The sequence below is a fragment of the Streptomyces sp. NPDC003393 genome, from assembly GCF_053589015.1.
The window spans coordinates 22,987-45,171 of the sequence record NZ_JBSFRB010000012.1 but is presented as its reverse complement, the minus strand read 5'-3'; the positions used below and the strand labels follow the sequence as shown (position 1 = coordinate 45,171).

At 72.3% G+C, this 22,185-nt stretch carries 13 protein-coding genes and 1 pseudogene; 12 read left to right on the top strand and 2 right to left on the bottom strand.

The annotated features are described in order from the left end of the window. The 7 genes and pseudogenes from ACWDUZ_RS14835 to ACWDUZ_RS14805 form a co-directional block, all read left to right on the top strand. A pseudogene (locus tag ACWDUZ_RS14835) lies at nt 1-445 on the top strand (hypothetical protein); the annotation flags it as partial. 48 nt (nt 446-493) lie between these two features. Next, nucleotides 494-1,279: a TIGR03936 family radical SAM-associated protein gene (locus ACWDUZ_RS14830; protein ID WP_451632201.1), complete on the top strand. Its 786-nt coding sequence runs from the start codon at nt 494-496 to the stop codon at nt 1,277-1,279. Nucleotides 1,280-1,555: 276 nt separating this feature from the next. Next, nucleotides 1,556-6,010, top strand: coding sequence for an Rne/Rng family ribonuclease (locus ACWDUZ_RS14825; RefSeq protein ID WP_451632200.1), 4,455 nt, complete (start codon nt 1,556-1,558; stop codon nt 6,008-6,010). Between the two features lie 268 nt (nt 6,011-6,278). Then, on the top strand, nt 6,279-6,599 hold the full coding sequence (rplU, locus tag ACWDUZ_RS14820) for a 50S ribosomal protein L21 (protein WP_009188585.1): 321 nt from the start codon (nt 6,279-6,281) through the stop codon (nt 6,597-6,599). Nucleotides 6,600-6,613: 14 nt separating this feature from the next. Further along, nucleotides 6,614-6,868 carry a 50S ribosomal protein L27 gene (gene rpmA, locus ACWDUZ_RS14815; protein WP_094221167.1) on the top strand — a complete coding sequence of 85 codons (255 nt, stop codon included), beginning with the start codon at nt 6,614-6,616 and terminating at the stop codon, nt 6,866-6,868. 105 nt (nt 6,869-6,973) lie between these two features. Further along, nucleotides 6,974-8,419: a GTPase ObgE gene (gene obgE / locus ACWDUZ_RS14810; RefSeq protein WP_451632199.1), complete on the top strand. Its 1,446-nt coding sequence runs from the start codon at nt 6,974-6,976 to the stop codon at nt 8,417-8,419. A 303-nt stretch (nt 8,420-8,722) separates the two neighbouring features. Then, nucleotides 8,723-10,705, top strand: a complete 1,983-nt coding sequence (locus tag ACWDUZ_RS14805) for a glycosyltransferase family 4 protein (protein WP_451632198.1) — start codon at nt 8,723-8,725, stop codon at nt 10,703-10,705. Nucleotides 10,706-10,839: 134 nt separating this feature from the next. Here ACWDUZ_RS14805 and ACWDUZ_RS14800 read toward each other — a convergent pair whose 3' ends face one another. Then, nucleotides 10,840-14,403, bottom strand: coding sequence for a bifunctional glycosyltransferase/CDP-glycerol:glycerophosphate glycerophosphotransferase (locus ACWDUZ_RS14800; protein ID WP_451632197.1), 3,564 nt, complete (start codon nt 14,401-14,403; stop codon nt 10,840-10,842). Between the two features lie 26 nt (nt 14,404-14,429). Next, nucleotides 14,430-16,661 (bottom strand): bifunctional glycosyltransferase/CDP-glycerol:glycerophosphate glycerophosphotransferase, encoded by a 2,232-nt coding sequence (locus ACWDUZ_RS14795; protein ID WP_451632196.1) that lies wholly within the window; start codon nt 16,659-16,661, stop codon nt 14,430-14,432. Between the two features lie 339 nt (nt 16,662-17,000). On the opposite strand from ACWDUZ_RS14795, the gene galE reads away from it, so the two are divergent. The 5 genes from galE to ACWDUZ_RS14770 all read left to right on the top strand — a co-directional run bounded on the left by galE (nt 17,001) and on the right by ACWDUZ_RS14770 (nt 22,162). Then, complete coding sequence (galE, locus tag ACWDUZ_RS14790) at nt 17,001-17,972, top strand: UDP-glucose 4-epimerase GalE (protein ID WP_451632195.1); 972 nt, start codon at nt 17,001-17,003, stop codon at nt 17,970-17,972. Nucleotides 17,973-18,204: 232 nt separating this feature from the next. Continuing rightward, nucleotides 18,205-19,386, top strand: coding sequence for a glutamate 5-kinase (proB, locus tag ACWDUZ_RS14785; RefSeq protein WP_451632194.1), 1,182 nt, complete (start codon nt 18,205-18,207; stop codon nt 19,384-19,386). A 134-nt stretch (nt 19,387-19,520) separates the two neighbouring features. Further along, nucleotides 19,521-20,120, top strand: a complete 600-nt coding sequence (locus tag ACWDUZ_RS14780) for a hypothetical protein (RefSeq protein WP_451632193.1) — start codon at nt 19,521-19,523, stop codon at nt 20,118-20,120. A 91-nt stretch (nt 20,121-20,211) separates the two neighbouring features. Continuing rightward, the gene (locus ACWDUZ_RS14775) at nt 20,212-21,498 is read left to right on the top strand and encodes a glutamate-5-semialdehyde dehydrogenase (protein ID WP_451632192.1); all 1,287 of its coding nucleotides are present in this window, start codon (nt 20,212-20,214) and stop codon (nt 21,496-21,498) included. Between the two features lie 100 nt (nt 21,499-21,598). Further along, nucleotides 21,599-22,162 carry an SCO2584 family spore wall biosynthesis protein gene (locus ACWDUZ_RS14770; RefSeq protein ID WP_451632191.1) on the top strand — a complete coding sequence of 188 codons (564 nt, stop codon included), beginning with the start codon at nt 21,599-21,601 and terminating at the stop codon, nt 22,160-22,162. Nucleotides 22,163-22,185 lie beyond the last annotated feature (23 nt).

Genomic DNA, 22,185 nt, shown 5'->3' with positions numbered 1-22,185 from the left:
GCCGGCCCTCGCCCTGTGGCGCTGGGTTCTCGCCCCCGTCGGCCGGGCCCTGGCCGTCGTCGCCCGGGAGATCGGGGAGGCGCTCGGGCACGCCTGGCGGGTCGCGGGGCGGATCTCGCGCGCCGTCGGGCGGGCGCTCGCGACCCTCTTCCGGTGGATCTTCGTCGAGCCGCTGCGCTGGGTGTACCGCACGGTCCTCACCCCGGTCGGGCACGTCGTACGCGACCACGTCCTGCGGCCCGCCGCCGAGGCCGCGCGCGGCGTGGGGCGGGTCGTCCGGCAGACGCTGGCCTTCGCCCGCGAGACCGTGCGGCAGGCCCGCGCCGACTTCAGGAGGATGCTCTTCGGCGAGCCCCGGCAGCCGGTCGCGGCGGACCGCCGGGAACCCTCGGGGCGCGACCCACGTACTCTTGGTAGCAGTAGGACCGCTCTCACGAAGGACTGAACGACACTGGGCAAGCGACAACCCGAAGGCCCGCCGCCCGCACCCGCGGTGCAGCGCATCCGACTGCGCTACACCAAGCGCGGCCGCCTCCGGTTCACCAGCCACCGTGACTTCCAGCGCGCCTTCGAGCGTGCGCTGCGCCGTGCCGAGGTGCCGATGGCGTACTCGGCGGGGTTCACTCCGCACCCGAAGGTCTCCTACGCCAATGCCGCACCCACCGGCACGGGCAGTGAGGCGGAGTACCTGGAGATCGCGCTCGCCGCGTCCCGCGACCCCGAGCGGCTGCGTGTCCTCCTCGACGAGTCGATGCCCGCCGGGCTGGACATCGTCGAGGCGGTCGAGGCCCGTACGCCGGGACTCGCCGACCGGCTGGAGGCTTCCGTGTGGGAGCTGCGGCTGAACGGCGTGGACCCGGCCGAGGCCGAACGCGCGGTCGCGGCCTTCAACGGCGCCGAGGCGGTCGAGGTGCAGCGCCTGACCAAGAACGGCGTGCGCACCTTCGACGCCCGCCCGGCGGTCGTGAGCCTGCAGAGCGCGCACACGCATCGTCCGGCAGCTGATAGGCCGACCAACCAGCCCTGTGCGATACTGCGCCTGGTTGTTCGGCACGTGACGCCTGCCGTACGACCCGACGACGTCCTGTCCGGTCTCCGCGCCGTGGCCGACCTGGCGCCGCCGGTCCCCGCAGCGGTGACCAGGCTGGCGCAGGGGCTGCTCGATGAAGAGACCGGCACGGTGACCGACCCGCTCGCGCCCGACCGCGAGGCAGAACCGGCCGCCCCAGCCGCTTCAGTAGGGGGCGGCGACGCTGCCGCCGCGAAGGCGTCGGCTTAGGGAAGGTTCCGTAGGGACGGACGTCGAAGCGCCGCCCTCGTACTCGGGAGCCACCTGGGTCGGGCAGCGCACCGACCAGAAGACTTTCGCCAGGCCGTAAGCGACAAGGCGTACGGAACCGGCGAGACAGGACACAGAGAGCTCCCGTGCGGCGCCCGCGCCCCGGACGGCGGTCATCGCGCAACCGCGTGGCCGTGGACGTCAACGGCGTTCGATCGAATCCGATCGGCGCCGGACCAGCGCGGCGCCCGGGAGCCTGACGGGAGATACGCCCGCATGCTCGGACCGAACGAGCCCGCCCAGGGCTCCGAAGAACTGAACACCCCCAGCGACACCCTGCCGCCGCGTCGTCGGCGCCGTGCCGCCTCCCGACCGGCGGGTCCACCCGCCGGCACCGCCGCCGCCCCCGAGGCGTCGGCCGAGCTCACCACACCGGCCATAGCGCCTGCCGAGACCACCGAGGCCGCGGCACGGACGACGGAGCCCGTGGCGCGGCCGGAGAGCGAGACCGCGGAGGCCGTCGAGACCGAAGAGGCGGCCGAGGCCGTCGCCGAGCCCGCGCCCGCGCGTCGTACGCGCCGCCGGGCCTCCGCGCCGTCCGGGGCGCCCACGGCCGCGGCGGTGGACGCCGCAGAGACCGTCGTGCCGGTGACCGCCGACGCGACGCCGGCCGTCGAGGCCGCCGAGACGTCCGCCGGAACCGTGGAGAGCGGAGAGGCCGCCGCGCCTCGGCGTACCCGCCGCCGTGCCACGCGCAGCGTCTCCACGCCCACCGGGACCGAGGCGTCCGCCCAGGCCGCCGAGACCGTCGTGGCCGCCGAGGCCCCTGTGCAGGCCGAGCCGGCCGCTGCCGAGTCCGCGCCCGCGCGTCGTACGCGTCGCCGGGCCTCCGCGCCCGCCGGTGCGCCGCAGGCCGCCGCGAGCGCGGCGCCCGCCGAGACCGCCGCGGTTGCCGAGACGGCCGACGAGGGCGAGCCCGCGGCTGCCGAGGCGCCCGCGCCTGCCCGTCGTACGAGTCGTCGCGCCTCCGCGCCCACCGGTACGCCGCAGCCCGCCGAGGCCGCCGCACCGGTGGAGACCACCGCCGGGACGGCCGCGGAAGAGACGCCCGCCGTCGAGGAAGCGCCCGCCGCCGAGGAGGCGGCTCCGCGTCGTACGCGCCGCCGTGCCACGCGCCGTGCGTCCGCGCCCGAGGGCGCGGAGACGGGTTCGGTGAGCGCGTCCGTGGCCGAGGCCGCGCAGGCCCCCGCCGAGACCGCCGAACCGGAACCCGTCGCTGCCGAGCCCGCCGCTCCGGCCGCCGAAGAGGTGGAGGAAGTCGCACCGCCGCGTACCCGCCGTCGTGCCACCCGCCGCGTGTCGGCGCCCGCCGGCGCCCCCGAGGACGAGTTGATCGAGCCGGCGGCACCGGCCGCGACTGCTGCGGAGGCTCCTGACGTCGCTGAGGTCCCTGAGGCCGTCGACACCAAGCCCGCCGAGGAGCCCGCGCCGCGGCGCGGACGGCGCCGGGCCGTGCGCCGTGCCGCGACCGGGTTCTCCGAGCCCGCCCAGCAGCCCGCCGCCGTGGAGGCCCCGGCCGCCGAGGCCGAGGGACCGCGCCGTCCGGCGCGGCCGGCCGTCGCCGTCTTCCAGCCGCCCGTCTTCACCGAGCCGAAGTTCCAGACCCCGCAGCGGGCCGCCGCCGAAGCGGCCGCCGAGGCCGCCGAGGCGGAGGAGAGCGAGGAGCCGGAGGAGTTCCCGGAGGAGCGGGCCGAGCAGGCCGAGCAGACCGGGACGCGCCGTCGCCGTCGTCGCCGGGGTGACGGCGCCGGCGAGGAGCCCGAGGCCGAGGCCGCCGTCCCCGCCGAGGAGGAGGCCGAGGAGGCGGAGTCCGAGCCGGCCGACGAGATCGCCGAGGAAGAGGGCGAGGAGACCGGGTCCCGGCGCCGCCGTCGCCGTGGAGGCCGTCGCCGTCGCCGGGGCGAGACCGCGGAGGCCGGTGGCGAGGAGGAGCCGGAGGAGACCACCGAACTCGCCGCCGCCCAGGCCGCGCAGGACGCCGAGGACACCGCCGAGCAGCTCGAGGAGGACATCGAGGAGGCGGCCGAGGAGGGCGCCGGGGACGAGGAGCACTCGGGTGCCGGCGCGGGCGGCGGCACCAGCAGCCGCCGCCGTCGCCGCCGCCGTCGCCGGGCCGGTGACACCGGCGTGGACGCTGAGCCGTCCTCCGACGACCCCGAGCGCACCGTCGTCAAGGTCCGCGAGCCGCGCAAGAAGGAGAAGAACGAGCACCCCTCCGACGAGGTGCAGTCCATCAAGGGCTCGACCCGGCTGGAGGCCAAGAAGCAGCGCCGCCGCGAGGGCCGCGAGCAGGGCCGCCGCCGCGTCCCGATCATCACCGAGGCCGAGTTCCTGGCCCGGCGCGAGGCCGTCGAGCGCGTGATGGTCGTGCGCCAGCACGGCGAGCGCACGCAGATCGGCGTGCTCGAGGACGGCGTGCTCGTCGAGCACTACGTCAACAAGGAGCAGGCCACCTCGTACGTCGGCAACGTCTACCTGGGCAAGGTCCAGAACGTGCTGCCGTCGATGGAGGCCGCCTTCATCGACATCGGCAAGGGGCGCAACGCCGTCCTGTACGCCGGTGAAGTGAACTTCGAGGCGCTCGGCATGGCCAACGGGCCGCGCCGGATCGAGTCCGCCCTGAAGTCCGGCCAGTCGGTCCTGGTGCAGGTCACCAAGGACCCGATCGGCCACAAGGGCGCGCGCCTGACCAGCCAGGTCTCCCTCCCGGGCCGCTACCTCGTGTACGTCCCCGAGGGCTCGATGACCGGCATCAGCCGCAAGCTGCCCGACACCGAGCGGGCCCGGCTGAAGACCATCCTCAAGAAGATCGTCCCCGAGGACGCGGGCGTCATCGTGCGCACCGCCGCCGAGGGCGCGAGCGAGGACGAGCTGCGCCGGGACGTCGAGCGGCTCCAGGCGCAGTGGGAGGACATCCAGAAGAAGGCCAAGAACGGCTCCAGCGCCCCGTCGCTGCTCTACGGCGAGCCGGACATGACCGTCCGGGTCGTGCGCGACATCTTCAACGAGGACTTCTCCAAGGTCATCGTCAGCGGTGACGAGGCCTGGGACACCGTCCACGGCTACGTCTCGCACGTCGCGCCGGACCTCGCCCCGCGTCTGTCGCGCTGGACCAGCGAGGTCGACGTCTTCGCCACGTACCGGATCGACGAGCAGCTCGCCAAGGCGCTGGACCGCAAGGTCTGGCTGCCCAGCGGCGGTTCGCTGGTGATCGACCGGACCGAGGCGATGGTCGTCATCGACGTCAACACCGGCAAGTTCACCGGCCAGGGCGGCAACCTGGAGGAGACGGTCACCAGGAACAACCTGGAGGCGGCCGAGGAGATCGTGCGTCAACTGCGGCTGCGCGACCTCGGCGGCATCATCGTGATCGACTTCATCGACATGGTCCTGGAGTCCAACCGCGATCTGGTGCTGCGCCGTCTGCTGGAGTGCCTGGGCCGCGACCGTACGAAGCACCAGGTGGCCGAGGTGACCTCGCTGGGCCTGGTGCAGATGACGCGCAAGCGGGTCGGCCAGGGTCTGCTGGAGTCCTTCTCCGAGACCTGTGTCCACTGCAACGGCCGCGGTGTCATCGTCCACCTGGACCAGGGCGCTGCCGCGGGTGCCGGGGCCGGCAAGCGCCGCAAGCGCGCCCGCGCCGGTGCCGAGCAGCCGCACGAGCACGAGGCCGTGACCGCGGCCACGGAGGTCGCCGTCCCGACCGCCGAGGAGGAGGCGGAGGCCGAGGCCGAGGCCGAGGTCGCCGAGCCGGTGGCGCTGCCCGCGCCGGAGATCGCCCCGGACGAGGAGCTGTACAGCAGCGTCGCCGAGGCGGAGGCCGCGGCGGGTCGCGGCCGGGGCCGGCGCCGGGCGAGCCGCCGGGCGTCCGCTCCCGCGGGCGCGCCGAAGGCGATGGCCGACGGTGGCCGTTCGGCTGCCCCGGCGCCCACGGCCCAGGACGTCACCGCCGCTCAGGAGGCCGAGCGCCCGGTGCGTCCGGAGCCGGCCGCCGAGGCGAAGGCCGAACCCGTGGCCGTCGAGGACCCGGTCGTCACCGAGGCGCCTGCCGCCGAGGAGGCCGCGCCCAAGGGCCGTACGCGCCGTCGCGCGACCCGCAACGTGTCGGCGCCGGCCGGTTCCCCCGCGGGGGCCGAGGCGGCCGTGGTGACGGTGCCGGAGTCCGCGCCGACGGCCCCGGCGGAACAGGCCCCGGAAGCCGAGGCCCCGCAGGCGGAGCAGGCCGAGGCCGTCGCCGAGCCGGCCGCCCCGGCCCGTCCGCGCCGTCGCGCCGTGCGCAAGGCCACCGCGCCGACCGCGTCCGAGGAGACGGCCGTCGTGGTCGTCCCGTCGGCCCCGGCGCAGGAGGAGGCCGGCGAGGCGCCTGCTGCCGAGGAGGCGGCCGAACCGGCGGCCGAGGGCGCGGAGCCGGCCGAGGAGGCCGCCGCGGCCAAGAAGACGGCCCGCAAGACCGCCAAGAAGGCCACGGCGAAGAAGGCCGCCACGAAGAAGACGGCGGCCACGAAGACCGCCGCCAAGAAGGCCACGGCGAAGAAGGCCGCCACCAAGAAGACGGCGGCCACGAAGAAGACGGCGGCCACGAAGACCGCCGCCAAGAAGGCCACGGCGAAGAAGACCGCGGCGGCTCAGCAGTCGCTGCCGTCCGTCTCGGCCTCGACCGACGAGGGCTGATCCGGGCCGGCCCGGTCACCGGCGCGAGGTGGCCCTGCCCCCTGCGGGCAGGGCCACGGCGTCCGGGACGGCCGGGTCGGTTTGACCCCTGCCGGACAGGCCCCGTAACCTTGACCGTCGGCGTGTCGAGTGGCACGCCACATCCCCGTAAACCTCTTCCTCCCGGACACCCCGGACACGGGTCGTGCCCTGGGAGAGGCCGTTCGCGTCCGACGCCGGGCGGCTGGACTGCGGGGGTGCCGTTCCCGAGCGAGAGAGTGAGATCCGCGTGTACGCCATCGTGCGCAGCGGTGGTCGCCAGCACAAGGTTGCTGTCGGCGACATCGTTGAGGTTGACAAGATTTCCACTGCCAAGGTGGGCGACACGGTCGAGCTCTCGACCCTGCTCGTCGTCGACGGCGACGCTGTGACCAGCGACCCGTGGGTGCTGGCCGGCATCAAGGTCCAGGCCGAGGTCGTGGACCACCACAAGGGCCAGAAGATCGACATTCTGCGCTACAAGAACAAGACCGGCTACCGCCGTCGGCAGGGCCACCGCCAGCAGTACACGGCGATCAAGGTCACGTCGATCCCCACGGCTGCGAAGTAAGGGACTGAAGAGACATGGCACACAAGAAGGGCGCATCGTCCACCCGGAACGGTCGCGACTCCAACGCCCAGCGGCTCGGCGTGAAGCGCTTCGGCGGTCAGGTCGTGAACGCGGGTGAGATCCTGGTCCGCCAGCGCGGCACCCACTTCCACCCCGGCGCCGGCGTCGGCCGTGGCGGCGACGACACGCTGTTCGCGCTGCAGGCCGGTGCGGTGGAGTTCGGCACCCACCGTGGCCGCAAGGTCGTGAACATCGTTCCGGTCGGCTGACCGGAGACCTTCGCGAGGCGGACCTCACTTCCCGGTCGGGGAAGGCGGGTCCGCCTTTCGCGTGTTACCCAAGAGACATTCCCGAAGTTCTGGAGGCACCCCACCATGACCACCTTCGTGGACCGCGTCGAACTGCATGTCGCCGCGGGTAACGGAGGCCACGGCTGTGCCTCCGTACACCGCGAGAAGTTCAAGCCGCTGGGCGGCCCGGACGGCGGCAACGGCGGCCGCGGCGGCGATGTGATCCTGACCGTCGACCAGTCGGTCACCACGCTGCTCGAGTACCACCACTCGCCGCACCGCAAGGCCACCAACGGCAAGCCCGGCGAGGGCGGCAACCGCTCCGGCAAGGACGGCGACGACCTGGTGCTGCCGGTGCCGGACGGCACGGTCGTGCTGGACAAGGCGGGCAACGTGCTCGCCGACCTGGTCGGCCACGGCACCTCCTACGTCGCCGCGCAGGGCGGCCGGGGCGGCCTCGGCAACGCCGCGCTGGCCTCGGCGCGGCGCAAGGCGCCCGGCTTCGCGCTGCTCGGCGAGCCCGGCGACCTCGGGGACATCGTCCTGGAGCTGAAGACCGTCGCCGACGTGGCACTGGTGGGCTACCCCAGCGCCGGCAAGTCCTCGCTGATCTCCGTGCTGAGCGCGGCCAAGCCGAAGATCGCCGACTATCCGTTCACGACGCTCGTCCCGAACCTGGGCGTGGTGACGGCCGGTTCGACCGTCTACACCATCGCCGACGTGCCCGGCCTGATCCCGGGTGCCAGCCGGGGCAAGGGGCTGGGCCTGGAGTTCCTGCGGCACGTGGAGCGGTGCAGCGTCCTCGTGCACGTGCTCGACACGGCGACCCTGGAGTCCGACCGCGACCCGGCCTCCGACCTCGACGTCATCGAGGAGGAGCTGCGGCAGTACGGCGGCCTGGACGACCGTCCGCGCATCGTCGTCCTGAACAAGATCGACGTGCCCGACGGCAAGGATCTCGCCGACATGGTCCGGCCCGACCTCGAGGCCCGCGGCTACCGCGTCTTCGAGGTGTCCGCGGTCGCGCACACCGGGCTGAAGGAGCTGTCGTACGCGCTTGCCGACCTGGTCGCGAAGGCGCGTGCCGCCCGGCCGAAGGAGGAGGTGACGCGGATCGTCATCCGCCCGAAGGCCGTCGACGAGGCCGGCTTCACCGTCAGTCGCGAGGAGGTCGGCGGCGAGCCGCTGTTCCGGGTGCGGGGCGAGAAGCCCGAACGCTGGGTGCGCCAGACGGACTTCAACAACGACGAGGCCGTCGGCTACCTCGCCGACCGGCTGAACCGCCTCGGCGTCGAGGAGGAGCTGATGAAGGCGGGCGCCCGGGTCGGCGACGGCGTCGCCATCGGCCCCGAGGACAACGCGGTCGTCTTCGACTGGGAGCCCTCGGTGACGGCGGGCGCGGAGATGCTCGGCCGCCGCGGTGAGGACCACCGCTTCGAGGGTGTACGCCCGGCCGCGCAGCGCCGCCGCGACCGCCAGGCCGAACGGGACGAGTCCGAGCGGGAGTACGACGACTTCGAGCCGTTCTAGAGCGGCTCGGCCGCCCGGTCCCGGCCGGTTGCCCGGTGGGTCCGGTGCGGCTGTCCGGACGGCCGTACCAGGTGGGCCCGGGTGCGGCCGTCCGGGTTCCGCGGTTCGGATCGGGCCGAGCCGCGGTACGCCTCGCGGGTGTGGCCCGATTGTGACCGGCCGGTGAACAACCCTTCGTCCCCCTGCCATGTCTAACGGGCCGGATCACCGCCAAGGACGGCTCGGCGCGCGGCGCCTGGATGGGGAAAACACACAGTGAAGATCGCATTCCTGGTTCGTGACCTGTGTCATATGGGGGGCGTGGTGAGCGCCACGCAGAACCTCGCGGGAGCGCTCGCCGAGAAGCACGAGGTGGAGATCGTCGCACTGCGCAAGGTGCGCGACGAGTCGTACTTCCCCCTCGACCCCCGTGTGTCGGTCCGGGTGCTGAGCGATCTGCGCCCGCACTCGCCGGTCAGCGACCTGGACGACCCGCTGGTGGAGAAGTTCCCGCTGGTCTACCACCCGAACGCGGGCGCGAAGAAGCCGGTGGTCAGCCGCCTCGCCGAGCTGCGCCTGCTGGAGTACCTGGCCACCACCGACGCCGACGTGGTGGTCAGTTCCAGCCCCCGCAACACCATCATGCTGGCGCACGCCCAGGGCACCTATCTCAAGGTCGCCCAGGAGCACTCGATGCCGTCCATCTACGCGCACGACATCAAGCCCCGGCTGTTCAAGGCCTATCTGTCGCTGGACGCGCTGACTGCGCTCACGCCGGAAGAGGTCGAGAGCATCGGGCGGCAGGTGCCCGCGGTCAGGGACCGGCTGGCGGTCATGCCCAACTGCGTTCCCGCCGCGCCGGTCCGCTCCCGGGGCACCAACAAGGTCGTCATCTCCGCCGGCCACCTCAGCGACAACAAGAACCACGCGCTCCTCGTCGAGGCCTTCGCCAAGATCCACCCCCAGGCGCCGGACTGGACGCTGCGCATCTACGGCGACGGGGCCGAGAAGAAGAAGCTGAAGGCCCGCATCAACGAGCTCGGGCTGTCCAACAGCATCCTGCTGATGGGTCAGGTCGCCCCGGTCAGCCCCGAGTTCGGCAAGGCGTCGATCTTCGTCCTGCCGTCCAAGCGGGAGGCGTTCGGCAACGTCCTCGTGGAGGCGATGGCCGCCGGTCTGCCCGTCGTCAGCACCGACGCCGACCACGGCCCGCGCAACATCCTCACCGACGGCCAGGACGGCCTGATCGTCCCCCGCGGCGACGTCGACGCCATGGCCCAGGCGATCCTGCGCCTGATCCGGGACGACGGGCTGCGGGCGAAGATGTCCGAGAACGGAGTGCGCAACGCCGAGCGGTTCCACGAGACCGCCGGCCGGGAGCGCTTCGAGGCGATTCTGGAGCGGGCCCTCGCCCGCAAGGCACTGCCGAGGCACGCCACCGCCCGGGTCGACACCAGCGGCAGCGTGCACATCGGCGTGGGCCCGCTGCCCGAGCAGGCCCGGGGCGCCGAACTGGCGCTGCGCCGCGGCGGCAAGGACCCCGAGGAGCGCCGCTTCGCGCTGTCCGCGGACGGCCGGGCCCTCGTCCCCTGGGACGCCGGTCTGACGCACGGCACCTGGGAGACGTTCCTCGTCACCCCGTCCGGCACCGAGGTTCCGCTGACCACCGACGGCTACGGCTGCGACACCCGCGACCTGCTCGCCGTGGAACTGCCCCGGGCCGGCGCCCACCCGCTGGCGCTGCTGCTGCCGCACTGGCACGACGACGGCCGGCTGCGGGTGCGCAGCGCGCTGCGCGAGGTGCACGCGGAGGTCGGTCCCGTGCAGGTGGACCAGGAGGCCATCCGGGTTCGCGCGGACCTGTGGGGAGCCGCGCTGGGTGCGGGCGCGGTGGTGGAGGCCGTGCACCGGCGGGACAAGGAGCGCGTGCTGGCCTTCCCGGTGCGGGCGGAGGGCGACGGCACGGCCGCCGCGGTGATCGACTGCCGGACCCTGGTGGACCGGCACACCGACGAGGAGGACAAGGAGGTCATCTGGGACCTCTGGCTCCGCCCGGCGGACGGGGCGCCCAGGGTGGCCCTGGCCAAGCTGGCCACCGACGTGCTGAAGACGACCGACGTGTTCACCTTCCCGCGGCCCATGATCACCGAGCCCGCGGCCGGGGCGCCGTCCGTGGTGAGCCGCGCCGTGCGCAAGGCGCGGCGCACCCTGGGCGCCACACCCGAGGTGCCCCGGCCGAAGAAGACGGAACTGCGGCCCTACTTCACGGTGCTGCACCAGTTCGCGGTGAAGACCGTACGGATGTGAGCCGCCGCCCGGGCCCGCGGCGGCGTCCCTGCGACGACAGGGGGCGCGTGGCGGCGAAGGGCGGGACGGCGGCGGCAAAGGGGCGGGGCCCGGAGGGAAATCCTCCGGGCCCCGCCCCTTTGCCGTCGGCCGGCTCAGACCTCCTTGGCCTGCTCCAGCATCCGGTCCACGACCCGCGCGGAGGCGTGGCCGTCGTCCAGGTCGCAGAAGAGGTGGTGGAAGCGGTCGAAGCGCTCCTTGTACTCCGCCGAGACCGTGTCGATGTCCCGGATCGCGTCGACCAGCTCCTTGGAGGTGAAGACGAGCGGCCCGGGGGAGTCCTGCTCGAAGTCGAAGTAGAAGCCGCGCAGGGTGTCCCGGTAGTGCTCCAGGTCGTAGGTGAAGAACAGCATCGGCCGCTTCAGGTGCGCGTAGTCGAACATGACCGAGGAGTAGTCCGTGATCATGATGTCGGCCGCGACGTAGAGGTCCGCGATGTCGGGGTACTCAGACGCGTCCCACACGAAGCCGTTGCCCGCGCCGGGCACCGCGTCCACCACGTTGGAGTGGCGGCGGATGAGCAGGACGTGGTCGTCGCCCAGGCGCCGCTGCGCGTCCTCCAGATCGATCCTGAGGTCGAACAGGTACTGGCCCTGGCTGTGCGACTGGTCGTCCCGCCAGGTGGGCGCGTACAGCACGATCTTCTTGCCCTCGGGCAGGCCGAGCCGCTTCTTCACCCGCTCGGCGATGGCGTCCTTGTCCGGCGAGTACAGGTAGTCGTTGCGGGGGTAGCCCGCCTCGAGGATCTCACCGTCGTAGGAGAAGGCACGCTTGAGGATCGGCGTGCTGAAGCGGTTGGAGGAGACCACCATGCTCCACTGCTTGGCCTCCAGCGCCAGCTTCTCCTGGTAGCGGCGGTCGAAGTGCAGGGTGTCGATGTCGTGGCCGATCTTCTTCAGCATCGTGCCGTGCCAGGTCTGCACGATGACCTGACCGGGCCGCCGCTCGATCCAGTCCGGCAGGTGGCCGTTGGTGACGATGTAGCGACTGGAGGCCAGCGCCTCGTACCACTCGCGGCCCCACATCCGTACCCGCTCCACGCCCTCGGGCAGGATGACCTGCCCGTCGCGCACGGCCCACAGGTGCTTCAGGTCCGAGCCCCGGCTCTTCAGCTCCTCGTACATCGCGCGCGGGCTGTCGGAGAACTGCTTGCCGTTGTAGCTGAGGTAGAAGACCTGGTCCTTCAGCGGCTGGCGGCGCAGCGGCTGGTACAGCTCGGTGCGCAGCTGCTTCTGGCGGTACGGGCCGCGCTCCAGGTCGTCCAGCTCCGAGCGGCAGTTCAGCTGCGGGAAGTCCGCCCAGCGGTTCTCCAGCCAGTAGCGGCGCCCGTTCAGTTCCGCGCGCAGCGGGAACTGCGCTGCCGCGAGCCGGTCGGTGACGAAGGCGACGTCGGGCCCCTGGCCGTCGGCGGGGCGCAGGAAGAGGTTCCAGCGGCCCGCGCGCAGCGGGACGTCGTTGTTGCCGCCGAGCCGGGAGGGGTCGAAGGCGACCTCGAAGCGGCCGTCCTCGAACCACCGCGTCTCGACGAAGCGCTCCTCGAACCGGGCGCGGGGCTTGAGCAGGAACCTGGCCCCGGCCAGGCGGGGGTCGGTGTGTCCGGTGATGACGATGCCGTTGTCGCCCAGGTCCACCCGGTCGATCGTGGCGCGGCGGGTGCGGCCGGCGAACTTCAGGTAGCCGTTGTGGCCGCCGATCACGGCCAGCTCGCACAGTTCGGCCTGCGCGCCCATCGACGCGGGCAGGTTGTACCGCGCGTCGGCCAGGCCCTCCTGCAGCACGGTGCTGAACTGCCGCTCGGCGCCCTGCGGGTCCCGCGCGACCAGCACGGTGGACCAGGTACGGCTCTCCGGCTGCGCCTTGGCGTCGACGCCCTCGTGGAACACCAGGGCCACGTCCGCCACCGGGACCTCGGCCGAGAAGCGGCGCGTGCCGCCCTCCTCGGTCAGGGTCACCGGGTACTCGTGTATCTCGGCGCCCTTCTGGTTCTTCACCCGGAGCACCACCTGCTCGCCCGCGGCGAGCGGCACCCGGATCTCGCCGGTGATCTTCAGCCGGTCGTCCTGAAGCGTCCGCCCGGTGATCAGCGTCCGGACCTTCTCCACCCGCAGCTTGAGCGCGCCGCGCTCCACGGAGGGCAGCAGCCTGAAGTCGGGGCTCAGCCACTGGTAGGGCGGGAAGTTGCAGGCGGCGCCGCCGCTGGACATCACGGCCGCGCGGCGCACCAGGCCGGAGGCGTAGAGGCCGAGGCCGACGTGCCAGAGGCCCTCCTGCCAGTCACCGCCCTTGCGCAGCTTCGCCGGGTCGAGGCTGACCTCCCAGCCCGCCCAGTCGTAGTTGTAGCGGTCCTGCCCGGAGTCCGTGGTGCACTCGGGGCGTTCCACGTTCCGCGCGGGCAGCACGATACGGCGGCGCGACTTGTCCTTGCGTATCTGCAGGACCTTCACCGAGGAGCGCTTGGACGGCAGGTCGATCTTGTCGATCCAGGCGTTGCCGGACAGCACCAGCTTGCCCTCGGACCAGGTGATCTCCCTCAGCGGGGCGCGCATCGTCAGGTCCTTGTCGATGCGCAGCGCCTTGCGGGGGAAGTCCAGGTGGGCGTCGGCCAGCGAGGGGAAGGAGGCGTACTTGCGGACCAGACCGCTGACCTCGACGGCCTCCTTGCGCCGCTGCCCGGCGAGCAGGGTGATCAGCTCGTCGAGCTGGTGCTTGCGCACCAGCAGCCACTGCACGCGCACCTGGGCGGGCAGCGCCATGACGACCTTGGGGTCGATGTGGTCCATGAAGCGGTTGGCCGACCGCAGGAACTCGGCTCGGTACTCCTCGCTGCCGTCGGGCACCACGTTGAGGAACAGCCGCAGGTCGTCCAGGAGGACGCGGGTGTCGTACTCCTGCTTGAGCCGGGCGAACGTCTCGCCGCTCTGCCGGCCCAGGAAGTCGCTGATCTCCAGCACGGAGGTGACGCGGTCGCGCACGCCGGCCGGGTCGGTGCGGCGCTGCGTGATGGAGGGCGCGGACTCACCCTCGCGAAGCCGCCAGTAGTAGCAGGGCTCGGAGATGACGTCGACGGCCTCGGCGAGGTAGTGCGCCCGCATGGTGACGGGCGTGTCCTCGTACAGCCGGCCCTCGGGGAAGGCGAAGCCGTGCTTCTCCCAGAACGTGCGGCGGAACACCTTGTTGCAGGCGATGCGGTCGGCGACGAGTTTGGCGTAGCGGGATATGTGGGTGCGCTGGCGGGCCTCGCCGGCGAGCATCCGCATCAGCGGAACCTGCCAGGACTTCTCGCCCTTGAGGTGCCACACGTTGCCGGTGGCGAAGTCCGAGCCGGTCTCGTCCAGGCTGCCCACCATGAGGCGGTAGGCGTCCGGCGGGATCAGGTCGTCGCTGTCGACGAAGGTGACGAACTCCGCTTCCGGGGACATGTGGGCGATACCGGTGTTGCGGGCGGCCCCCAGACCCCCGTTCTCCTTGCGTATCAGCCGGAACCGCGGGTCACGCTCCGCGTAGGTCTCGGCTATGGCGGCCGAGCCGTCCGGTGAACCGTCATCCACCATCAGGACCTCGAAGTCCTGGAACGTCTGGGCGGCCAGCGAGTCGAGACAGGCCGGCAGATAGCGCTCGACGTCGTACATGGGGACGATGACACTGAGCCGAGGGGCCATGGCTTGGTGGGTCTCCTTCTCCGGGGTCAGGCCCGCTCGACCAGTTCGAGCGCCTGTGCGGGGGTCGGTGCGTGGGGACGCTCGGCGAACGGGACGAAGGGCAGCGGGGTCTTCTCACCGAGGAAGACGCGGCGCACCACGCGTTCGGCTGCATGTCCGTCGTCGAACTCGCAGAAGCGGCGCCGGAAGGCGGCACGGAGTTCGGCCGCGCGCTCACCGTCGTACTCGTCCGACCCGAGCAGCCGGATCAGCTCGGCCTGGGAGGTGGCCACCGCGCCCGGCGACTCCTCCAGCAGGTTGAAGTACGTGCCGCGGACGGCGGAGTAGATGTCCCAGTCCGGGGCGAAGACGATGATCGGCCGGTCCAGCACGGCGTAGTCGAACATCGCCGAGGAGTAGTCCGTGATCAGCGCGTCCGCGGCGAGGTACAGCTCCTCCACCCGGGCGTGCCCGGACACGTCGACGATGCGGCCGCTGCGCCGCAGCTCGGCCACGTGCGGCGAGCTGCCGTAGAAGTAGTGGCCGCGCACCAGCAGGGTGACGTCCGGGCCCAGTTCCTCGGCGAGGCGGGCGAGGTCCAGGCTGGGCGTGAAGCCCGGCTGGTACTCGCGGTGGGTCGGCATGTAGAGGAACGCCTTGGCGCCGTCGGCGAGGTCGAGCGCCTTGCGGGCCCGGCGCACGTCGTCGGACGTGGCGTTCACGAGGATGTCGTTGCGCGGGTAGCCCGTCTCCAGGGACTCGTAGGAGCAGGGGTAGACCCGCTCCCACACCGCGGTGGAGAACCGGTTGGAGCTGATGCTGAAGTCCCAGCGGTCGCAGCGCTCCAGGAGCTTGTCGAAGTCCATGTCCGTGGAGGCGGGGTACTTGCGCTGGTCCAGGCCCATGGTCTTCAGCGGCGTGCCGTGGTGAGTCTGCAGGTGCACCTGGCCCTCGCGCTTGACCACGGCGTCGGCGAAGTTCACGTTGTTGACGAGGTACTTCGCGCGGGCGAGGGCCGCCCAGTAGTCCTTGGAGCCGACCCGGACGACCTCCACGCCCTCGGGCGCCCGGTCCGCGCTCTCCGGCTTGAGGGCCCACACACGGCGGATGTGCGGGGCGAGACGGGCCAGTTCGGCGTCGACGGCCGCCGGGTTGCAGGAGACGCTGCGGCTCCAATAGGCGGAGAACAGCGCGAGGTTCTCGTCCAGCGGCAGCCTCAGCTGGGACTGGTAGAAGACGCCCATCGCGCTGCGCTTGGACCGGTTGATCACGGTCCGGGTGCGGGTGCGGACCGCCTGGCGGAGTTTGACCGCGGCCGTGGCACCGGCCATCGCGGTGTACGCGTCCCGCTCCATCATTCCGTACTTGTGGCCGCGGCCCCCGCCCGGCCGCTGGAAGCCCTCGGGCACGCGGGCCTGGTAGTCGGCGGCGGCACGGTGGAAGAACTCCGCCCGCGCGTCCTGCGGCAGACGGCCCGGGCGCTCCAGGATGGTCAGGTAGTGGTCGACCATCTTGCGGAACAGCGCATCGCGCCAGGAGTCGAGGCCGGGGTGGGCGTCTATGTACTCGAAGACCCGGCGGTACTGGTCGAAGACGTCGAAGTGCTTGCGGCTGACGGTCTTGAGGATGTTGCCGCCCTCGCGGCGCTGCCGGTACAGCACGCAGATCCGGTCGAGCACGGCGATGCGCTCGGCGCTGATGAGGGAACAGAAGGTCCAGGGGGCGTCCTCGTAGTACCCCGGCGGGAACGTGAGGCCGTGGCGGGTGACGAAGTCCCGGCGGTAGGCCTTGTTCCAGACGATCTGCAGCAGGTCGAGCAGCTGTGGCCGATCGGCGAGGGGGAACACCTTCGGACCGTCCTGGCTGAGCAGGCCGGCCAGCTGGTTGGGGCGGACCCGCCCGTCCCAGTAGGTGCGGGCGTAGTCGTAGACCAGTATTTCGGGATCCCCGGTGGCTTCCAGACGCTCGGATATCGCTCGGAGCGCGCCGTCGGCCAGCGTGTCGTCACTGTCGAGGAACAGGACGTAATCGCCTTGCGCCTTTTCCATCCCGGCGTTGCGGGCGCGCCCCAGCCCCACGTTTTCCGTGAGGTGAATCACATGAACGCGAGCGTCGCGCCGCGCGTACTGATCAAGAATGGCGCCCGAGCTGTCCGGTGAGCAGTCGTCGACGGCGATGACCTCGAAGTCCGTGTAGTCCTGTCCGAGGACGGAATCCAGGCACTCGGCGAGGTAGCCCTGAACCTTGTACACGGGGACGACTAGAGAGAGTCTGGGCATCCTTACAACCTGTTCCGAGACCGATCACGCGAGTGGGGTGGGGGTGGTGCGCTTCGCCTGCCGTTGGATCCGAAGTGCGCCGGCCGCATCAGCGTAAAGGATTCACCTCTGGTTAGTGTGAGCGCCGGTTGTGAGACGTTCAGGAGGCCGATCGGCCCCTTGAAGAACCGGCGCAGAAGCGGCAATTGAACCCTTCCCGTCGAGTGGAGAAGTTCCTCACAGTTGGCCTCGTCTGATTCGAGCGTGTTTGTGGTCGAATGTCGGACTCGATTTTCCGCAGACCATGAACCAGGGTGCTTCCAGTGACACGAACGTGACACGGATCGAGGAGGCACGAGGATGAGCTGGCTGGTCACGGGCGGCGCCGGATACATCGGCGCGCATGTGGTGCGTGCCATGACCGAGGGCGGCGAACGCGTGGTCGTCTACGACGACCTGTCGACCGGCAGCGCCGACCGGGTGCCCGAGGGCGTACCCCTGGTGGTGGGCAGTGTGCTGGACGGCTCCCTCCTTCAACAGACCATCCGCGACCACGGCGTGGTGGGCGTCGTGCACATCGCGGCCAAGAAGCAGGTGGGGGAGTCGGTGGAACGGCCCCTCCATTACTACCGGGAGAACGTCACCGGCCTGCAGACCCTCCTGGAGGCGATGACCGCCACCGGGGTCGACCGGCTCGTCTTCTCCTCCTCCGCCGCCGTGTACGGCATGCCGGACGTGGACCTCGTCACCGAGGACACCCCCTGCGTCCCCATGAGCCCCTACGGCGAGACCAAGCTGATCGGCGAGTGGCTGATCGCCGCGGCCGCCCGGGCCCACGGGCTGAAGGCCGCCGCCCTGCGCTACTTCAACGTCGCCGGAGCCGCCACGCCCGAACTGTCCGACGCGGGTGTCTTCAACCTGATCCCCATGGTCTTCGAACGGCTCGAGGCGGGCCGGCCGCCCCGCGTCTTCGGCGACGACTACGCCACGCCCGACGGCACCTGCGTCCGTGACTACATCCACGTCCAGGACATCGCCTCCGCGCACCTGGCGGCGGCACGGCGCCTGACCGAGGCGCCGGAGGGCACTTCCCTCGTGCTCAACATCGGGCGCGGCGAGGGGAGTTCGGTGCGGCAGATGGTGGACCGCATCCTGAAGGTCACCGGCAACGAGGACGTCACCCCGGAGGTCACCGCGCGCCGGCCCGGCGATCCGGCCCGCGTCGTCGCCTCCGCCGATCGCATCCGCGCGGAACTGGGCTGGACGGCCCGCCACGGCCTGGACGAGATGATCGAGTCCGCCTGGCAGGGGTGGCGCCACCGGCACGGCTGAGCCGTGCGGCCGGGGCGCGCCCGGCTGCCCCGCGCCCGGCTGCTCCGGGTCCGTGGGGCTGCCCCGCGCGCCCGGCTGCCCTGCGCGTGCACGGCTGCTCCGAGCGCCGCCGGGTGCGCCACGCGCCGGTCCGTCAGCTGAAACGGACAGGCACCGCATCGACCTCTTCGCGTAGATTCGGCACGTGGATCCGGGCAGGAAGCCGGACCGATGCGAGGGGACGGGCAACAAGGTGGCAGGGGCAAGGCAGGCCGTGCGCGAGGCCCGCAGGATCGTCGTCAAGGTGGGCTCCTCGTCGTTGACCACCGCGTCGGGCGGACTGGACGCCGACCGGGTGGACGCGCTCGTCGACGTCCTGGCCAAGAGCCGGAACCAGGGCCCGGCCCGCAGGGCCTCGGCCGAGGGCGGAGACGGACGACGGGCGGGCGCCGGGGAGAAGGAGGTCGTCCTGGTCTCCTCCGGCGCGATCGCCGCCGGGCTGGCCCCGCTCGGCCTGCGCCGCCGCCCCCGGGACCTGGCCCGCCAGCAGGCCGCGGCCAGCGTCGGCCAGGGCCTGCTGGTGGCCCGCTACACCGCCTCCTTCGCCCGCTACGGCGTCCGTGTCGGCCAGGTCCTGCTGACCGGTGACGACACCAGCCGGCGCGCGCACCACCGCAACGCCTCCCGCACCCTCGACAAGCTGCTCGCGATGGGCGCCCTCCCGGTCGTCAACGAGAACGACACCGTCGCCACCGACGAGATCCGCTTCGGCGACAACGACCGCCTCGCCGCCCTCGTCGCCCACCTGGTCCGCGCCGATCTGCTGGTGCTCCTCTCCGACGTGGACGGCGTCTACGACGGCGACCCGAGCAGGCCCGGCACCTCCCGGATAGCGGAGGTGCGCGGGCCGGCCGACCTCGAGGGCATCGAGATCGGCAGCGCCGGAAAGGCCGGTGTCGGCACCGGCGGCATGGTCACCAAGGTCGAGGCGGCCCGGATCGCGGCAGCCGCCGGCATCCCCGTGGTGCTCACCAGCGCGGTCCACGCCGCCGACGCGCTGACCGGCGGGGACACCGGCACCTACTTCCACCCCACCGGCAGGCGCTCCGCCGACCGGCTGCTGTGGCTCCAGCACGCCTCCACCCCGCAGGGCTCGCTCACCCTCGACGACGGAGCGGTCCGCGCGATCGTCCAGGGCCGCAAGTCGCTGCTGCCGGCCGGCATCGCCGCCGTCGAGGGCGAGTTCACCGCCGGCGACCCCGTCGAACTGCGCGACGGCCGGGGGCACCCGGTGGCCCGCGGACTCGTCAACTTCGACGCCAAGGAGATCCCCCGGCTGATCGGCCGCTCCACCCGGGAACTCGCTCGCGAGCTCGGACCGGCGTACGAACGCGAGGTCGTACACAGGGACGATCTGGTGCTCCTGGAGCCGTAATGGGCCGAAACGTCCGGCCGTCCGTGGCCTGAAGGTGGGGGACGTTCCGCAAAACCGCCCCACGGAGCCGCGCGGCCTGCTGCACTTTGTCTCAGGGACACCAACCGCACGAGCACTGGGTAAAGGAGGCCGTCGTGAGACGAGTGCGCCCTGGGGCGGCGGCGTCCCGCGGTGGTACCGGTGGGTCCCCGCCTCGTGCGGCCGGCGAGAAGCGCGCCCTGACCAGCGTGGCGGCCGGTGACCGCTACGAGAAGGAACGTGTGGAGCGGGCGGGGCTCGAGGGTCTTGAGGGTCTCGACGGTCTCGGAAGGCGAGACGGGGCCGGCGCGGGTCCGGACCGGCCGGCGCACCGGCCGGTCGAGCGACGCGACGGGAGCCGGGATCCCGCCGGCCTTCCCCGGCTGTGGCACATCACCCTGCGGGTCTCGGGTGCCCGCGCGCCGCTGAAGGAGGTGCGGCGCGGCCTGGAGCAGCTCGCGCACGACCACCCCTTCCTGCTGACCAGCCGCTACGCGGACGACCACGCCGAGATCCGCTACTGGGAGGAGGCCCGCGACCTGCACGACGCCGCGGCCGTCGCCCTGCGGCTGTGGGGCGAGCACCGGCAGAGCGCGAAACTGCCACCGTGGGAGATCGTCGGCCTGGAGGTCATCGACCGCGACACCTACCACCAGCGCCTCGCCGAGGGCTACGGGCCGCCCCCCGCGACCCCGGTGGGAGTGCACCCCTTCTGACCGGAGCCGTCCTCGGGCACCGGGCCGAGGACCTGTCTCGGGTATCGGGACAATTGCCGCCTCCGCCGCCGGGCCGCACTACTCTGCCCTCATGACCACGCTCTCGCCGTACGACTCGATGTCCCCGGTCGCCCAGGCCGCGTACCGGGCCAAGGCCGCCGCCGCCGACCTCGCGCCGCTGCCGCGCGCGGAGAAGGACGACGCGCTGCTCGCCATCGCGGACGCCCTGGAGGTCCGTACCAGCGAGATCGTCGAGGCCAACGCCAAGGACGTCGCCAAGGCCCGCGCGGCCGGCACCAGCGAGGCCATCGTCGACCGGCTCACCCTCACCCCGGAGCGGGTGCGCGCCATCGCCGCGGACGTGCGCGACGTGGTGGCGTTGCCCGACCCGGTCGGCGAGGTCGTCCGTGGCTCCACGCTGCCCAACGGCCTGGACCTGCGCCAGGTCCGCGTCCCGCTCGGCGTGGTCGGCATCATCTACGAGGCCCGCCCCAATGTCACCGTGGACGCCGCCGCCCTGTGCCTGAAGTCCGGCAACGCGGTCCTGCTGCGCGGCTCCGCCTCCGCCTACGAGTCCAACACCGCGCTGGTCCGGGTGATCCGCGACGCGGTCGGCGGGGCCGGGCTGCCCGCCGACGCCGTCCAGCTCGTGCCCGGTGAGAGCCGGGAGAGCGTGCGCGAGCTGATGCGCGCCCGCGGCCTGGTCGACGTGCTGATCCCGCGCGGCGGCGCCTCCCTGATCCGGACCGTCGTGAACGAGTCGACCGTCCCGGTGATCGAGACCGGCACCGGCAACTGCCACGTCTACGTCGACGCGCACGCCGACCTCGACATGGCCGTCGACATCCTGATCAACTCCAAGGCGCAGCGGCCCAGCGTGTGCAACGCCGCCGAGACCCTCCTCGTCCACCAGGACATCGCCGCCGAGTTCCTGCCGCGCGCCCTGGACGCGCTCGCCGAGGCCGGGGTCACCGTGCACGCCGACGACCGGGTGATGGCCTACGCCAAGGACTCCCGGGCCACGGTGGTCGAGGCCACCCCCGACGACTGGGACACCGAGTACCTGTCGTACGACATCGCCGCCGCCGTCGTGGACTCGCTGGACAAGGCGGTGTCGCACATCCGGCTGTGGTCCTCCGGGCACACCGAGGCGATCGTCACCACCTCGCAGCAGGCCGCCCGCCGCTTCACCCGACTGGTCGACTCCACCACCGTCGCCGTGAACGCCTCCACCCGCTTCACCGACGGCGGACAGTTCGGCTTCGGCGCGGAGATCGGCATCTCCACGCAGAAGCTGCACGCCCGCGGGCCGATGGGGCTCCCCGAGCTGACCAGCACGAAGTACATCGTCACGGGCGACGGGCACATCCGCCGCTGAGCGCGCGGCCCGGTGGCCGTGCGGCGGGAAGGCGTCTCGGCGGGCGAATGAATTTCCATACCGTCTGCCCAAATTGACCCCCCAGGTCTACTCTGGATCCGTGCCGGAGGACGTGGGGGGCACGCCGTTCCCTGACGGCTGGGAGCCCGACGACGACCACGACCGCGGGGTGTCGGACGAAGAGTTCGCCTCCGTGGTGTTCGACGAGGCCTTCGTACGGGCGGCCCTGATCCACGAGCCGACCGCCGTCGAGCGCCTCCTGGCCGCGGCCCAGGCGAGAGCCGAGGCCTCCGAGGCCGAGGCCCGCCGCGCGCACGCGAGAGGCGAGCACTACGACGACGGCTACGGCCCCGACCGGCACGGGTTCGCCCGTGACGGCGACCTCGACGACCTGGACGACCCCGACTTCCTCGACGGCGGCCCGGGGACCTTCGGCAAGCAGGTGCGCTGGCACCGGCCCGTGGCCTGGGTGCTCGCCGTGGTGATGGGCGTCGGTATGGTCGCGCTGGCCTTCGCGGCGGTCTACCGGGGCGGCTCCTCGGGCGGCAGCGACCAGGTGCCGGCGCCCGCCTCGACCGGCCTGGAACAGGGCAGCGCCGCCGCGCCCTCCGCGTCCGCCGAGTCCTCCCCGCCACCCGTCCCGGCGGTCCCCCGCACCCCCTGACGGCACGCCGCCGATTCTGGTGA

Excerpts from the sequence above, each read along its gene's own strand:
- ACWDUZ_RS14775 (WP_451632192.1), top strand. The coding sequence starts at position 20,212 with ATGACCACGCTCTCGCCGTACGACTCGATGTCCCCGGTCGCCCAGGCC.
- galE (WP_451632195.1), top strand. The coding sequence starts at position 17,001 with ATGAGCTGGCTGGTCACGGGCGGCGCCGGATACATCGGCGCGCATGTG.
- obgE (WP_451632199.1), top strand. The coding sequence starts at position 6,974 with ATGACCACCTTCGTGGACCGCGTCGAACTGCATGTCGCCGCGGGTAAC.
- ACWDUZ_RS14795 (WP_451632196.1), bottom strand. The coding sequence starts at position 16,661 with ATGCCCAGACTCTCTCTAGTCGTCCCCGTGTACAAGGTTCAGGGCTAC.
- rpmA (WP_094221167.1), top strand. The coding sequence starts at position 6,614 with ATGGCACACAAGAAGGGCGCATCGTCCACCCGGAACGGTCGCGACTCC.
- ACWDUZ_RS14825 (WP_451632200.1), top strand. The coding sequence starts at position 1,556 with ATGCTCGGACCGAACGAGCCCGCCCAGGGCTCCGAAGAACTGAACACC.
- ACWDUZ_RS14800 (WP_451632197.1), bottom strand. The coding sequence starts at position 14,403 with ATGGCCCCTCGGCTCAGTGTCATCGTCCCCATGTACGACGTCGAGCGC.